Genomic DNA, 15,662 nt, shown 5'->3' on the forward strand with positions numbered 1-15,662 from the left:
GTCTATTTTGATGCTGATGCTTTGGGTTCTGGTTCACAGGTAGCATTAGCTCAACTTTCCCCTGGACTAAATCTCACTAACCAGGACTTTATTGTTAGTTGGGTGTAGTTTCTAGATATTTCCCAAAAACTATGTAGAGATGTTTCATAAAACGTCTCTACATTATTCTTGTTATTGATGCGATATGTAAGGGTTTAGCAGTGATAATTGGTGTCAACTTAACGTAAAACCCATAACCCAACTGGGAATGAATTCCCAGTCTCATAGCAAAAGTTGTCTTTTGATGACTAAAAGAACTAGAAAGGTTAGATATCACTTTTTTGTCAAGTCAATAGGGAATTTTGGCGATCGCTCAAATTAGATCATTTTAGATCATTTCTGAGCAAATTTATGGCTAAAATTGTTGAAGGAATAGCTATTAATTTTGTAAAGTTTTATATCAGCCGGAGAAATTAATTTCTAAAACTACTGTCAATAAAGGGTTTGAGACTAACATCTTTTGAAAGATCCAAAATTGACAATAGTCACCTAATTATGAAATTATCTGGAATAATAGCAAATCGCTGAAAGTATAGCAACCTCGTTTGTAAATAGAAAAGATTCTTAATTAATTATTAAGAAAATCTAAGGGCTGCTAAAAGTTATAAATATCAAAAGTCTTATTGATTTTACAGCGAATTTCAGGTAAATGAACCACGGTTTTTGTTTCGCGCAATCTCTCTTAGAGATCCCGAAGGGTAGGCGCAAAGTAAGGAAGGCGCAAAGGGAGAAGGTAATCAAAATCTGGTTTAAATAGATGAAAACTGCTGTATATAATTCAAGCTTATCATATTATTTCATGATGGTGAGCGAGAGGCTTGAGCTAGAGGCTTGAGCGAAAGGCTAACAAACCCGCCATTGCATCCGACCGATAACCGCTATATGGTATTTATTGCCTGAAATAGTGTATAATCAAGAAAAAATTCACTAAGGGCATATATAATTATGAATACATTGGAAAAATTAGAATTGTTGAGTGAAAACTGTAGCGACAACACAGAATTAGATAGAATTATTGGACAACTTTTAAATGTAATTTTAACCCGTTATGGTCAAAAACTCGCTATTTATAATTTAGATATAGATAAATTTGAGAAAAAATATCAACTCGCTTCTGAACAATTTTTAGAACAATTTAACTCAGGAAATTTAGGAGATGAAATGGATTTTTTTGAGTGGTTCGGCTTATGTGAACTACGCAAAGATATTTTACAAAAAATCCATAAATTAGAACAAGCTTTATGAAAAATGTTAGAAATGCCGATGACTATTTGGCAATGTAATCATGAAAAAAATCTATGTTGCAAACCATTCAAGGAATCTATAAAAACGGTAAAATATAACTTTCTGAAACACCCCAAGACCTTCTTACAAACTAAACCTACTGCTTGTCCAGAAATAATTATACAGCATTAAGGTATAGCAGAAAATATTATCTTTGAATCTTATTGAGATGAACTATTACCAGCTAAAGAAATAGAATTTTAATCATGGCTTATCTACCCGATACTTGTGTTGTAGGGTGCTTTGCTATTGCATACAGCAAGTAGCCTTGAGTGAGGTACACCTTGTGCGGGCAAGATGCCCGCACCACAAGAGTTTAATGTGCCAGTTGCGTAAGTTCTGTAATTTTTGTAGGTTGGGTTGTAGCAAGATCCTGAAGGGGCATGAAGTGAAACAGTTTCAAACCCAATATTAGCGGTGTGATAGTCAGGGGTGTTGGGTTTCGTTTCTCAACCCAACTTACAATACTGGTATCCTTTAGGGAAACCACATTGTAGAGACGTTTCATGAAACGTCTCTACATCATCCTTATGATTGATGCGATATGATCACGATTCAATTATTAATAACCGCACATTAGAAAATTTAAACGATTTATTTGATAACATGGTGCGTTACGCTGTCGCTAACACACCCTACGTACCATAAGTTACTCTATTTGTCAATAGTATATTTGTACTATCAGTCAAAGTACATTATTTGTTGAATAATTTTTCCCCAATTTACCCTTGAAAACTACTGCTAATTTGTAAAGTTTTGTATTTTTTTGAAAATTGATCTCTGAAACGACTGTAAATAAAGACTTTTAAAGATCATCTTTTGAGCAGGGTACAAAATTGACAATAGTAACCCAATTATGAAATTCTCAATAATTCTAGCAAATCGCGGAAAGTATTGCAAGCTCGTTGCTAAATAAAAATAATTCTCAATTAATTGTTAAGAAAATGTTACATAGAATTGCAGCTAGATTTGAATATTAAAAGTATTATTGATAATGTATAATATATACTTATCATTTCATGCAGTGAGTAACTTTAGGAAAACTGTTGAGCATAGTACCGCGCATATTTCCCTGCTAATTCTAACAATTGCTGATGATTTCCTGATTCGACAATTTGTCCTTTCTCTAATACTAAAATGCGATCGCATTTTCTGACAGTTGACAATTTATGAGCAATAATTAATACAGTGCGGTTTTTCATCAATCTCTCTAAAGCTTCTTGTACCAAAGCTTCTGACTCAGAATCTAAAGCAGACGTAGCTTCATCAAGTATCAAAATTTGCGGGTTAAGCAGGACTGCGCGAGCAATAGCTATTCTTTGTCTTTGTCCCCCTGATAAATTCACACCTCGCTCTCCCACCCAAGTATGATAACCTGCCGGTAATTGCTGAATAAATTGATGAGCATTGGCGATTTTTGCGGCTTTTTCAACAGCTTGAATATCAAAATCATTCTGTCCAAAGGCGATATTTTGGGCAATAGTTCCCGAAAACATAATTGTTTCTTGGGGAACGATGCCAATTTGTTTTCTTAAACTATTTAAAGTCACATTTCGGATATTGATATCATCTATAAAAATCTCTCCAAATTCCGCATCATAAAATCGAGGTAACAGGTTCACAAAAGTAGTTTTACCAGCACCGGAAGCACCAACTAAAGCAACAGCCTGACCGGGCATTATTAATAGGCTAATATTTTTTAAAACCGTTTCTCCCGATTGATAGGCAAAAGTAATATTGGAATATTCGACTTTACCATTAACAGCAGGTAAATTAATAGCATCAGGTTTTTCTAATACCGTTGGTTGAATTGCTAATAACTCAAAAACCCGATCAATTGATGCCTCACCTTGTTTAAATTCATTATAATTATTAGTAGTATGTCCAATTGGGTCAATTAACAAAGCTGCTGCTGTTAAATAACTAAAAAATTCACCGACGGTTAAATTACGTTGAGATATTTGCCAAGTTCCTACCATTAATAAAGATAAGGCACTGACAGCTTCTAAAAACCCGACAATGGGAATTTGAATAGCCTTTAATCTTTCTACGGAATATTTAGCTTTAAAACTGCGTTCTGCTTCAAAACTAAACCTATCAATTTCGTATTTTTCCGCTGCAAAAGCTTGAATTAAGCGAATACCGCTAAAAACCTCTGTTAAAATAGCAGATAAATCAGAAATACGACTTTGACTTTTGAGGGAATATTTTCGTAAACGTTCCCCAAACCAACCAATTAAAATTCCCATGATTGGGGCAACAATTACCGTGGCTAAAGTCAGTTGCCAGTTTAAATAAATCATGTAAATGGGAATAGCAATTAACTGTAAAGCACAGGGAGTAAAATCATGGAAAAGCTTATTAATTACTTCTCCAACCCGGTCAATATCCTCCGTGAGACGATAAGATAAATCCCCAGCTTTAGCAGTTTCAAAAAAGCTGAGATTGAGTTTTTGTAAATGGGTATAAACCTGTTGTCGGAGATCAAAAGCTACCCTTAAAGCGGCCTTGGCCATGTATAAGTCTTGCACGGACTGAAAAAAGCCCCTGACCAGAAAAATAGCAGCACTGATTGCGGCTAATTGAGCGATCGCTAATACATTACCATTACCAAAGGGAACTGCTAACTTCCCTGCGACATTAATTAGGGTTAATGTTGCCAGCACATAGCCTAAAATGCCCACAAAACCCTTAATAATAGTTGGCCATTGGGTGCGGATATAGGGTAAAAGTTGCCAATAATGAGAACGTGTTGTCAAGTTGTAACATCCACAAAAAAATATTTTCCTTTGTTTGACAATAGCAGTTTTCGGTTACTATGGGGAATAAACATTGACTGCAAAAAACAGCAACCGCGACATTAATTTGCGAACCGCAACATATAATATAATCTGCGAATGTACACTTAAAGCCGATGATGGGATTTGAACCCACGACCTACTGATTACGAATCAGTTGCTCTACCCCTGAGCCACATCGGCCTACACAGTCAAACATTATAACATAATTTATTGATGATAGAACCAAATTCTCCAAATAATCTCAAACCGCAACAATATGAACGTTTAAAAGCGGAAGTAGCCGCACCCTATCGGGGGTTAAGGCAATTTATCTATATCAGCGTGGGTGCTTCGGGTTTTATTGGTGCCTTTGTCTTCTTTTTCCAACTCCTAGCAGGGCGCGATATTGAACGAGCATTGCCTAATTTTGCAATCCAGATGGGAGTAATTGGGCTAATGGTGTTTCTGTGGAAATGGGAAAATAGAGGGGATAAATAACAGACAAGAGGGAGAAGAGAAGATCATATTTCTCCTCTGCCCTGTTGCTAACTACTTAGTAGTTACAAGATATTGAGAAGCAATAGGTTGAACACGACCAGCACTAACCAAAGCTTGATAGACAAATGCCGCAATATCGGCTCTAGTTGCTTGACGCTTAGGAGCAAGCTCTTTCACGTTTGGATAGTTAATGACTAATTGCCGTGAAGTTGCTGCGGCCACAGGACCTGCTGCATAACTGGGAATTTGACCAGCATCAGTGTAGAATTTGATTGCATTCTGATCACTGGCAGTTAAACCCAAACCGTTAGCTAAGGCCACTATTGCCTGGACTCTGGGAATTTGTTGTTCTGGTTTAAAGGTTAAGTCAGGATAGCCGCTCAGGAATGGACTACTAGAAGCGGCTTGAATAGCACCATAACCCCAATAATTAGTTTTTACATCTTTAAAGGTAATGGCTTTGCGAGTTGCTGAGGGTTTAAAGGCTTTGTTGATAATGGCAGCGAATTGGGCGCGAGTTACGGGTTCATTGGGTTTGAAACTGCGATCTGGAAAACCAGCGATAATACCTTGAGAAGCTAAAGCTTCAATGTAAGCTTTTGCCCAATAACCTGTTTGCACATCTTTAAAAGCAGTATTACCATCAGGAGGTGCAGTCACTGTAGCAGCAATAAAATCAACAGGACCGGAGATCTTCTTCTGGTTAATATCGTTGCCAATTGCCGTAATCTTGCCCCTAGTGGAATTGTTCAGATCATAACGAGCGTTATCACGGATGAGATTACCACCAGGATTGCTGCTAGTACCGAGGTCAGGGGCAGCATTAATGGTAGCGACTATACCATCCTGTGTATTATTGCGAATTGCGTTTTTACGGAGTATGGGTTTTGCTGTTTCCGAAATATACAAACCACTCTTATTTTGAGTGATGTTATTAGCCTCTAATAAAGGTGTGGAACTACCACCAATTGCTACACCGAAACCAGTATTCTGAAATAAGTTGCCACGAATCGAACCTTGTGCCGATTTAGTTACGGAAATGCCCTGACCCCCGTTTTTCAAAAAGATGTTACTTTCAATTTGGGGATTAGCAGTACCAGTAAGATAAATACCATCTCTATTGCTGTTAGTAAAGGTACTATTTTTGATCACAGGGTTACTTGATTCTACCCATACAGCAGTCCCGCGTGAATTAGGATTGGTAAAAGTTAAACCTGTAATAATACTATTATCGTTAGCTAACAGTGTAATATCCTGTTTTGCCCAGGTGCGACTGGTGTAAACACCACCACCACTAATTAAGATACCTTGACCTTTGTTACCCTCATCACCTTGAAGTGTCACGCCTGAGTTAAGGACTAGGGGAAATGTTTCCCCAGTATCTTTACTATAAGTACCAGGGGCGACTTGAACTACTGTTCCTGGTTGAGCCTTGGAGAGGGCAAAGGTAATTGTTTTATAAGGTGCTGCTACGGTTCCAGCACCAGCGGTATCTTGTCCTGTAGCTGAGTTAACGTAAATTATGGTGGCTGTGGCTGAGGCTTGGGCTGTTAAAATTGGGGTAGCACTAGCCTTAACCTGATTAGATACCAGAGTAGAACTACCAGCAATTAATAACAAAGCTGTAAGGCTGGCTTGCAAGGATAAACTAGAAATATGGAAACCCTGATTTTTCATTTTCTTACTGAATTGTGTGTTTAATGATGGTACTTTCACAAGAGTCTCAGGTGACAGATTGAATTCTGTAACAACATAAGACAAACTATACCCGATGATTGGCAATTTTTTAACTAAAATTATGATTAAAAAAAACACGTAACTGAACCTTTCAATTACCGTTATTGGACAGAACCTCCGTTGTTGAATTTGTTGTTGAATTTGTTGTTGAATTTGTTGTTGAATTTGTTGTTGAATTTTGGGGTGGGTTTTAAGCCGGAAACTGAAAATTTTTGGGGGTAAAAATATTTGAATAGTTCAGTTTCTGCGGTTTTTGACTCTGATCTGCTCTTTCTTGTTCCCTGATATACATAAAAATTGAGGATAAGATTTCTTATCCTCAAGTCTTCTGCTAAAAGCAGGTGGTAAGTATTGGCCAAATGATTAATAAGCTAAAGTGTCTAAAGTCTCTCGTAAATACATTTGCACTTGTTGATCTAGGCGTAAACTTTGTAATTGAGCATTACATTCTAGTTGCCACCGTTTAAAACCGGAACTACCAGATATAACATATTTTAGTTCCTGCCAGAGTAGTTTGTTAGCAGATAATTGGATATCTCTAGGCTCACTACTGCCATAGCCTTTGTTGTCCTGTTGATGCGCGTAATCGCTAGAAGTTGGAAATTGAGTCATAATTTCTCATTCCTGATTTTTCACTTCCCAGAAAATTTGAGATTTGGGATTTTAGATGTCTATTTATTGCAAACTCAAGGGGAAAGACGTAAATCTAGTCACCCAGACCTAAAATTATCAAATTTTGCTTAAACTTTTCCTAAAATAATGGTTTTACCCCTATAAATTCTGTCTCGTTAATCACTAAAAGCGGAATTTGCTGTCAAAAATTTGCAAAAAACTTGTTTTTCATGAAAAAGAGAATTTTGATCAACGTTATTAGTCGTGAATTACGGAGTGCTGAGTTTATCTTATTTGAGTGTTGAACTCTAAATAATCTTAATTCAACACTCATCAACTCAGCACTCAACGTTCTGATCACGGAACTATTTCGTCATGGTTAGGGTACGACGTTTAGTTACCATTTGATAGGCTTCAATGATGTCATTTTCCACCCAGTCATGGAACTTATCAATGCCGATACCACATTCATAACCTGCGTTGACCTCGCGGGCATCTTCTTTCATCCGTTTGAGGGAATCGAGAACACCTTCATAAACCACCTTATTATGACGACGGACGCGCACTTTACAGTTGCGAACCAGTTTACCAGATTGAACATAACAACCGGCAACTGCACCCCGGCCAACGGGGAAGACAGCACGGACTTCTGTTTGTCCCAAGGGTTCTTCCACCAATTCTGGTTCGAGGAGACCTTCTAAAGCCCCTTGGATGTCTTCCAAGAGTTTATAGATGATGTTATATTCTCGAACATCTACACCTGCTTCATCCGCTGCTTGTCTAGCACCACTGGCGTAAGTGGTATTAAAGCCAATAATGACAGCGTTACTAGCCGCAGCTAAGTCTATGTCTGTTTCGGTGATTTCTCCAGCCGTAGCCAGGAGCATCCGAATTTGGACTTCGTTTTGAGGAATTTGGCGTAGAGAGCCAATAATGGCTTCCACAGAACCTTGCACGTCGCCCTTGAGGATCAAGTTGAGTTCTTTCAACTCGCCTTCTTGTGCTTGTGCTGACAGGGTTGTGAGAGTGACACGACCTTGCAACAAGCGGGATTGTCTTTGTTTGTCCGCGCGATCGCTTGCTATAGAACGAGCTTCTTTCTCGTTTTCATAGACCTCGAAATCATCACCAGCAGCGGGGACATCACTTAAACCCAATACTTCGACAGCAAAGGATGGACTAGCAACGTCTACACGCCGGCCTCGATCATTAACCATGGCGCGGACTTTACCAAAGGCCGAACCAGCTACAAGCATATCCCCAACGTGGAGAGTACCATTTTGAATCAGCAAGGTAGCAACAGCACCCTTAGCTTTATCCAAATGAGCCTCAATGACTGTTCCCTTAGCAGCCCGATCTGGATTAGCGGATAGTTCGGCCACTTCCGATACCAGCATAATCATTTCTAGGAGAGTATCGAGGTTTTCGCCCCTGATAGCACTGACGGGAACCATAATAGTTTCACCACCCCAGTCTTCAGCGGTGAGACCGTAATTAGTCAGTTCTTGTTTAACTCGCTCTGGTTGTGCGCCTTCTTTATCAATCTTGTTGATAGCGACAACAATGGGAACATCTGCGGCTTTAGCGTGGCTAATAGCTTCGATGGTTTGGGGACGAACACCGTCATCAGCAGCGACGACCAAAACGGCTATATCTGTCACCCTAGCACCTCTGGCACGCATAGCTGTGAAGGCTTCGTGTCCGGGAGTATCTAGGAAGACAATCTGCTGTGGTTTGCCTTCATGTACTATATCAACATGATACGCGCCGATATGTTGGGTAATACCGCCAGCTTCTCCAGCCGCAACTTTAGTTTTGCGAATAGAGTCGAGGAGGGTGGTTTTACCGTGGTCTACGTGACCCATAATGGTGACCACTGGAGGACGACGAATCAGGTGATCCAAGTCTTCCACGTCAATCATTTCTGTGATCTTGCGAGCTTCGGCCTCCCGTTCCACGATTTCGACTTCTACCTCTAGTTCTTTGGCTACTAGGGTAATAGTCGGAATATCCAGGTTTTGGGTGATACTGACGGCCATGCCTTTCATAAACAGGATTTTGACAATCTCTGTATCGGCAATTACCAAGGCATCCGCCAATTCTTGGACTGTTAATGGACCGGTGACAGCCAGTGTGGCTGGACGGTCTGGTTTTTGTTCTACAATTTCTTGACGACGATGTTGCTCGCGGGAATAACTAGATTTTTTACCTCTAGTGGTGGGAGCAGCTACAACCGCTACCGTTGGCGCACCGGGGCGAGTCCCTTTAGGTTTGGGAGGACGGGCAATGGAAAGACTGACTTGGACTGCTGCGGAAATTTCACCCAGACCTTCATCAAGTAAATCCTCTTCATCGAGTAAATCATCTTCTAAGACTGGTTTGACCCGTTTGCCCTTTGGTCCAATCTTAGCCTTTTCTTTGATTTCGTCAATGATTTCTTCTTCTTGCCATTTTTTCCCACCTTTGTTTAGACGTGGAGGTGTGGGACGTTTTAAATCCAGGATATCGGGAACTATTAGTGTATTATCTAATACTTCCTTCTTCCCCCCTCCCACATTATGCCGGGGTGGAGTGGCAATGGGCATGGCGGCCACTGGTTCACTGGAGCGTGCTGGTCGAGGGCGTTGGCTGTCACCACCCACTGATGGTTTACCAATTCGCTGTTCTGGTTTTGTCGGGGCTGAAGTAGCACGACTGGGTTTTGATGGTGCTGGGGATGAACTTTGATCCGATGAAGGTTTATTAGCTTTACCTCGAATCGGATGGGGATTCTCTTCAGCACGTTGTTGGCGATCGCGTTTGAGGACGGGTTTTTCGGAAACTCCTACAGATTGTGTTTCTGGTGGTTTTGTCCCATCTACTCTGGCGGGAGGAGAAACCAATGGGGGTTTTTGGGGTTTTTCTGGTTTCGGTCTGGGAACAGATATTTTTTCTGGTTTTTCCGCCGTTACCTTTTCCCCTGCTGGTTGAGGATTAGATACCTGTTCCGGTGGGGTGATATTAGGCTTGTGCGGAGTTTCAGATTGATTCCTGGGTACTGGTCGAGTTGGTGCCGTCGGCTTCATGGGTGACACTGGTGTAGCGAAAGTCCGTGGAGGTGAAGGATGATTAGCGTCAGCAGCAGCAGTCGCTACTGAAGCATCTGGTGTGTTGGTGGTGGTGTTTCTCAATATTTTCGGTTTGCGAATTTCCAGAATTTGCTGTTTGTGATTGGTGCTCTTGTGGTTTGGGAATGAATTTGGTCTATGGCCATTTGTACCTTGTTCCTTTTTAGCAGCCTTTTTAGCAGCTAAATTGGCGGCAATGAGCTTTTGGGCTGCGGTACGAATTTGTTCAGCTTCTGATTCAGAAATCGTGCTGCTATGGCTTTTGACTGCAATGTCGAGCTGGTCGCAAATTGCTAATAGCTCTTTATTGTCCAAATTCAATTCCTTTGATAAGTCATAGATTCTAACTTTGCCGTTGTTCATCCACTCTTTCCCCTTTAATTTACAGTTTTAACGGATGGTTGCCTGGTTTGTGACATCTCCACCCTTTGATCACTGTTTTTTCGGTTGCCCTTGGTGATATTGCCGGTGCCTCCAGTTAGGAAAGAGAGATGTTTCGGTTTCATGCTGGCTTTGCCACCATTTAATTTTCCTGACGCGATTGATCATCGCGGAGGTGATGGTTAATGCCCAACTGCGCTTTGGCGCTACCAGGTTGCCATTTTTGATTTTTTTGTTTTGCTTTCTTTATGCGTTTTCTACAACACAATCCAGAAAAACTTTTTGGGAGTAATGCCCTGCGGCCTCCCAGGAAAGAGAGATCGAAAAAGCTGTTTACACCCATTTACCATTTTGGCACCAACTTGAGCGATACTAAAGGTGAGGATTAGATCACTAATAGTTCAGCTTTTGTCATCATCTCTTTAGAGATTATCGCAATTTTTGTTGTCACCATTAAATAATATCTTGGGGATTGCTGTGATTTAGACGTTGCCACAATGTTTGATACACTGCATCTGGCACTGCCCCTCGCAGCGATTTCCCTAATCTATTTTTTTTCTGAGCTACTTGGAGGCAAGTCTCCTGAGGACAAATGTAGGCAGAACGCCCCATGCCCTGATCTAATTGTACCTTTCCCGATGGAAAGACGCGGACAATCCGCCAAAACTCTTGCTTCAAGTTGACTTGGCGACAACTAATACAACGCCGATAGTTGGGTTTCATCAGTGGTCAGTGGTCAGTAGAAAAAATCATCTTCCCCGGATATTGTCTTTCCTGGTATGTTAATCTTCTTCTGATTCTAATTCTTCTGCGATTTCATCTTCTCTATCTGTCCTCTCATCTTCATAATTTTGTGATTGATATTGCGCTCTTACTGCTGCAAATTTAGTATTTTCGGCTTCATAATCATACTTAGCTTGATCTTTAATATCAATTTTCCAACCAGTGAGACGGGCTGCTAATCGCACATTTTGCCCTTCTTTGCCAATGGCTAAACTCAGTTGATCTTCTGCTACTAAAACGTGGGTTTGGCGACTTTCTGGGTCCATGAGCCTGACTTCATCTACCTTTGCTGGACTCAACGCATTGGCAATATAGGTGGCTGGGTCTGGTGACCAGCGAATGACATCAATTTTTTCTCCCCGTAATTCATTAACTACGACTTGGATTCTTGATCCCCTGGCACCAATACAAGCACCAACGGGGTCTACATCTCGATCTAGGGTATCAACGGCAATTTTTGTCCGAGGTCCAACGTAACGAGAAGGGGGATTGGCTTCTCGGGCTACGGCGACAATTCGCACTACTTCATCTTCAATTTCTGGGACTTCGTTGGCGAATAAATAAACGACTAAACCGGCATCAGCACGGGATACCATCAATTGTGGACCCCTTTGCTGTCCTTGGGAAACTTTTTTTAGATATACCTTAAAGGTAGCATTAGCTCGATAGTTATCGTTGGGTAGCTGTTCTCGCTTTGGTAATTCTGCTTCTACTTCTGATTGTCCGAAGCCGCTACTAACTGCTAAAACTACAGATTGGCGTTCAAATCGTAAGACTCTAGCTTGTAAAACTGTGCCTTCTAAGTCTTGAAACTCTTCTTGCACCATTTGGCGTTGTTGATCTCGCAATTTTTGCGCTAATACTTGTTTAGTTTGCATGGCGGCCATGCGCCCAAATTCTCCTTGGTCTGGGGTGACATCCAAGACTACAGAATCTCCCAGTTGGGCTTCTGGGGCTACTTGCTGTACTTCGTCTAGGGAAATTTGATGGTCTGTGTTACTAACTGTTTCAACAATGTTTTTGGTAGAAAGAACACGAAATCCTTCGCTCTCTATATCTAATTCTACTTCAAAATTCTTAAAATACTCCTCATCAAATTGTTTACGTTCTAAATTTTGGGCGCGACGATAACGTTCGTAACCCTTGAGTAATGCTTCTCTAATGGCTGCTTGTACAGCTAAACGCGGTAAGTTGCGTTCTTGGCTAATACTTTCAATTAGCTCTTTTAATCCCGATAAAGTCACCATTGACATACGCAGTCTCCTAAAATTTTATGTAAAGTCAGCACAATGAGATAATGGGTGATGGGTAATTGTTTCTCCATGACCAATTACTCCGCACCAATTACCTTTTTCCCGGTCTCCCATCCAATGTCTAAAATCTAATATTGATTACCTACGCTCATCTATTTGTACTCTGGTGATGAGGTCACGGGGAATTTCCACTACACGACCTTTTTGGTTAAGGTAAACTGTAGTTTCGTCCCGGCGAATCAATAGACCTATCCACTCTTGCTTTTGTTCGTAGGGTGGGGAAGTGGAAATAATTACAGGAAATCCTTTGAAGGAAATAAATTCCCTGTCTGTTACCAGTTGTCTTGAAATACCAGGACTAGATACTTCCAATATATAAGCGTCTGGTATGATCTCTGTCGCATCTAATGACGCTTCTAAGGCACGGCTCATCCTTTCACAATCATCCAGGCCAATGTCCTGTAGAGGATTAAATATGTCTACCCGTAGGATTGGAGGACTTTGATTTGTATGAAAAACTACATTAACAATTTCCAATCCTAATTCTGTTGCTACTGGTGTCGCCAAATCAATAATTTGTGGTATTAAAGGATGAGTCATGAGAGAATTCAATAAAAAAAAGTGGGCTTCAACCCACTTCCTGCGATAGGGATATCTTCCAAGAAGTCTTGTGACGCACTCCATGAGTTCGCCCCTAACATGAGTGTAGCCTATTTCTTTAATTAATAAAGATGGTCTCTCAAAAATTAGGGGGGTGGGAAGTGGGAATAGGGAATAACGGAATAAAGAGATTTCTGAATTAGTGGTTATTCATTTTTGTCATTTGTTTGTAATTTTTAATTTGAGTTAAACAAGTACATTGGGGGGAAAAGCATGAAAGCAATATTAATGACAGCAGCGGGTAAGCCGGATGTTTTGCAATTACAGGAAGTACCTCAACCCGTACCAACAAATACAGAAATTCTAGTTCGTATCTTAGCGGCTGGTGTTAACCCTATTGATACTAAATTACGTCAACGAGGTACATTTTATCCTGAGCATAAGTCGGCTATTTTAGGATGTGATGGCGCTGGTATAGTGGAAGCTGTGGGTGCTGATGTGCAAAGGTTTCGGGTTGGTGATGAAGTATATTTTTGTTATGGTGGTTTGGGATCACATCAGGGAAATTACGCTGAATATACTACTATTGATGAAAGATTTGTCGCTTTTAAACCCAAGTCTGTTTCTTTTGCGGAAGCAGCAGCCGCACCCCTGGTTTTAATTACTGCTTGGGAAGCTTTATATGAACGGGGAAGACTTGAACCGGGAGAAAGTGTATTAATTCATGCTGGGGCTGGTGGTGTTGGTCATGTAGCTATTCAATTGGCTAAACTAAAAGGTGCAAGGGTAGCAACTACGGTTAGTTCTTTAGAAAAGGCTAGTTTAGTTACTGAAATTGGCGCTGATCAAGTGATTTTTTATCGAGAAACTGATTTTGTCAATTCTGTATTAGACTGGACTGATGGTGCAGGTGTGGATTTAGTTTTTGATACTGTTGGTGGTGATATTTTTGAAAAGTCTTTTCCCGCAGTACGCATTTATGGTGATATTGTCACTATTCTCGAACCTAAAGCTAATACTGTTTGGAAGGTGGCTAGAAATAGAAATCTGCGAATTGGTTTGGAATTAATGCTGACACCAATGTTATCAGGAATTGTGGAAGCATTAGAACATCATGGAGATATTTTACAACAGTGTGCTAATTGGATAGATGAAGGTAAGTTAAAGATTAAAGTTAGTCAAACTTTTCCTTTATCTCAAGCAGCACAAGCACATACTTTAATTGAAAATGGTTCTGTTTTAGGTAAGGTTGTTTTATTAAATTGATAATTAAGTAGGAAATTTGTTGAGATGATTGTGTTTATAACATTCCCATTCTTTTCCAGGTACAATAATAGGAAATTCACCGCATATAAACACAGATCAACGCAGATGAATCTCTACCTTTGTGGAGGAGGAAATGGTATATATGGTGAGAAAATTGGGGAGTGACTGAATTCTGGATTTTGAAAAAAAGCATCATATCTTAACTCCCATAAATTGTTTCTAACCATGATGGGAAATAGTTGTAATATTTCCCGTAAAATTACTTTTTAGACCAATTAATCACAGGTTTGATAATATGACAGTAGCTAGAATTGGAATTATTGGTGGTAGCGGTTTGTACAAAATGGACGCGCTTAAAGATGTGGAGGAGGTAGAAATTTCTACACCTTTTGGTTCTCCGTCTGACGCGATTATTCTCGGAACTTTAGAGGAGACAAGGGTAGCTTTTCTAGCACGTCATGGTCGTGATCATACTCTATTACCTTCTGAGTTGCCATTTCGGGCTAATATTTACGCTATGAAGCAATTAGGGGTAGAATATTTAATATCTGCGAGCGCTGTGGGTTCTTTGAAGGTTGAAGCTAAACCCCTAGATATGGTAATTCCTGATCAGTTTATTGATAGAACCAGAAATCGAATTTCTACATTTTTTGGTGAAGGTATTGTTGCTCATATCGCTTTTGGTGAGCCAATTTGTAAAAAGTTATCTGGTATTTTAGCGGATGCGATCGCTGCTTTAAATTTACCAGATATTACCTTACATTATGGCGGTACTTACGTATGTATGGAGGGACCGGCTTTTTCCACTCAAGCGGAATCTCATTTTTATCGCAGTTGGAATGCTACAGTGATTGGTATGACAAATTTACCAGAAGCAAAGCTAGCTAGAGAAGCGGAAATTGCTTATGCAACATTGGCAATGGTGACAGATTATGATTGTTGGCATACTGATCATGATAGTGTGACGGTGGAAATGGTGATTAGTAATTTACATAAAAACGCGATAAATGCTCAAAGGGTAATTCAAGAAACTGTAAGGAGATTAAGCGAGATTTATCCTATTAGTGATGCTCATTCAGCTTTAAAGTATGCTATTTTAACGAATCTGGACAAAGCACCGACAGCAACTAAGGAAAAACTGCGGTTATTGTTAGAGAAGTATTTGTAAGGAATATTTTGCCTGAGAGGATGTTTTGTTTGAAAGTCTTATAACCCACATTCCGCACCCCAAACTGTCACAGAGGTAAATTACGTAGAGAAAAAATTAAAGAGAGCATCAAAACAAACATATAAAGTGAAAAAAGGCATTTGAGAAACAGTAA

Annotated in this window: 11 protein-coding genes and 1 tRNA gene; 4 read left to right on the forward strand and 8 right to left on the reverse strand. The window is 40.1% G+C overall.

The window, feature by feature from the left end; genetic code table 11:
• Positions 1-984: 984 nt before the first annotated feature.
• Positions 985-1,284, forward strand: coding sequence for a hypothetical protein (locus H6F62_RS19510; protein ID WP_028090952.1), 300 nt, complete (start codon positions 985-987; stop codon positions 1,282-1,284).
• Between the two features lie 1,073 nt (positions 1,285-2,357).
• Here H6F62_RS19510 and H6F62_RS19515 read toward each other — a convergent pair.
• Together H6F62_RS19515 and H6F62_RS19520 are read right to left on the reverse strand one after the other, a co-directional pair.
• The gene (locus H6F62_RS19515; RefSeq protein WP_137906640.1) at positions 2,358-4,082 is read right to left on the reverse strand and encodes an ABC transporter ATP-binding protein; all 1,725 of its coding nucleotides are present in this window, start codon (positions 4,080-4,082) and stop codon (positions 2,358-2,360) included.
• Positions 4,083-4,232: 150 nt separating this feature from the next.
• A tRNA-Thr gene (locus H6F62_RS19520) sits at positions 4,233-4,304 on the reverse strand.
• Positions 4,305-4,337: 33 nt separating this feature from the next.
• On the opposite strand from H6F62_RS19520, the gene H6F62_RS19525 reads away from it, so the two are divergent.
• Positions 4,338-4,601, forward strand: coding sequence for a DUF3493 domain-containing protein (locus H6F62_RS19525; RefSeq protein WP_137906639.1), 264 nt, complete (start codon positions 4,338-4,340; stop codon positions 4,599-4,601).
• A gap of 51 nt (positions 4,602-4,652) precedes the next feature.
• Here H6F62_RS19525 and H6F62_RS19530 read toward each other — a convergent pair whose 3' ends face one another.
• The 6 genes from H6F62_RS19530 to rimP all read right to left on the reverse strand — a co-directional run bounded on the left by H6F62_RS19530 (position 4,653) and on the right by rimP (position 13,074).
• Positions 4,653-6,278, reverse strand: a complete 1,626-nt coding sequence (locus H6F62_RS19530; RefSeq protein ID WP_190372764.1) for a DUF1565 domain-containing protein — start codon at positions 6,276-6,278, stop codon at positions 4,653-4,655.
• Between the two features lie 423 nt (positions 6,279-6,701).
• A complete protein-coding gene (locus H6F62_RS19535; protein WP_137906637.1) occupies positions 6,702-6,950 on the reverse strand; it encodes a hypothetical protein in 249 nt (82 codons plus the stop codon).
• 365 nt (positions 6,951-7,315) lie between these two features.
• Complete coding sequence (infB, locus tag H6F62_RS19540) at positions 7,316-10,420, reverse strand: translation initiation factor IF-2 (RefSeq protein ID WP_137906636.1); 3,105 nt, start codon at positions 10,418-10,420, stop codon at positions 7,316-7,318.
• Between the two features lie 471 nt (positions 10,421-10,891).
• On the reverse strand, positions 10,892-11,161 hold the full coding sequence (locus tag H6F62_RS19545; RefSeq protein WP_137906635.1) for a YlxR family protein: 270 nt from the start codon (positions 11,159-11,161) through the stop codon (positions 10,892-10,894).
• A 59-nt stretch (positions 11,162-11,220) separates the two neighbouring features.
• Positions 11,221-12,474 (reverse strand): transcription termination factor NusA, encoded by a 1,254-nt coding sequence (gene nusA, locus H6F62_RS19550; RefSeq protein ID WP_190372765.1) that lies wholly within the window; start codon positions 12,472-12,474, stop codon positions 11,221-11,223.
• 138 nt (positions 12,475-12,612) lie between these two features.
• Complete coding sequence (rimP, locus tag H6F62_RS19555; RefSeq protein WP_137906634.1) at positions 12,613-13,074, reverse strand: ribosome maturation factor RimP; 462 nt, start codon at positions 13,072-13,074, stop codon at positions 12,613-12,615.
• Positions 13,075-13,347: 273 nt separating this feature from the next.
• Between rimP and H6F62_RS19560 the strand changes: the two genes are divergently transcribed.
• Positions 13,348-14,340, forward strand: a complete 993-nt coding sequence (locus H6F62_RS19560) for a zinc-dependent alcohol dehydrogenase family protein (RefSeq protein WP_137906633.1) — start codon at positions 13,348-13,350, stop codon at positions 14,338-14,340.
• Between the two features lie 295 nt (positions 14,341-14,635).
• Positions 14,636-15,508, forward strand: coding sequence for an S-methyl-5'-thioadenosine phosphorylase (locus H6F62_RS19565; protein WP_190372766.1), 873 nt, complete (start codon positions 14,636-14,638; stop codon positions 15,506-15,508).
• Positions 15,509-15,662 lie beyond the last annotated feature (154 nt).

Source organism: Anabaena sp. FACHB-1391 (genome assembly GCF_014696755.1).
In the GTDB taxonomy this organism is placed as follows: Bacteria; Cyanobacteriota; Cyanobacteriia; order Cyanobacteriales; family Nostocaceae; genus Dolichospermum; species Dolichospermum planctonicum.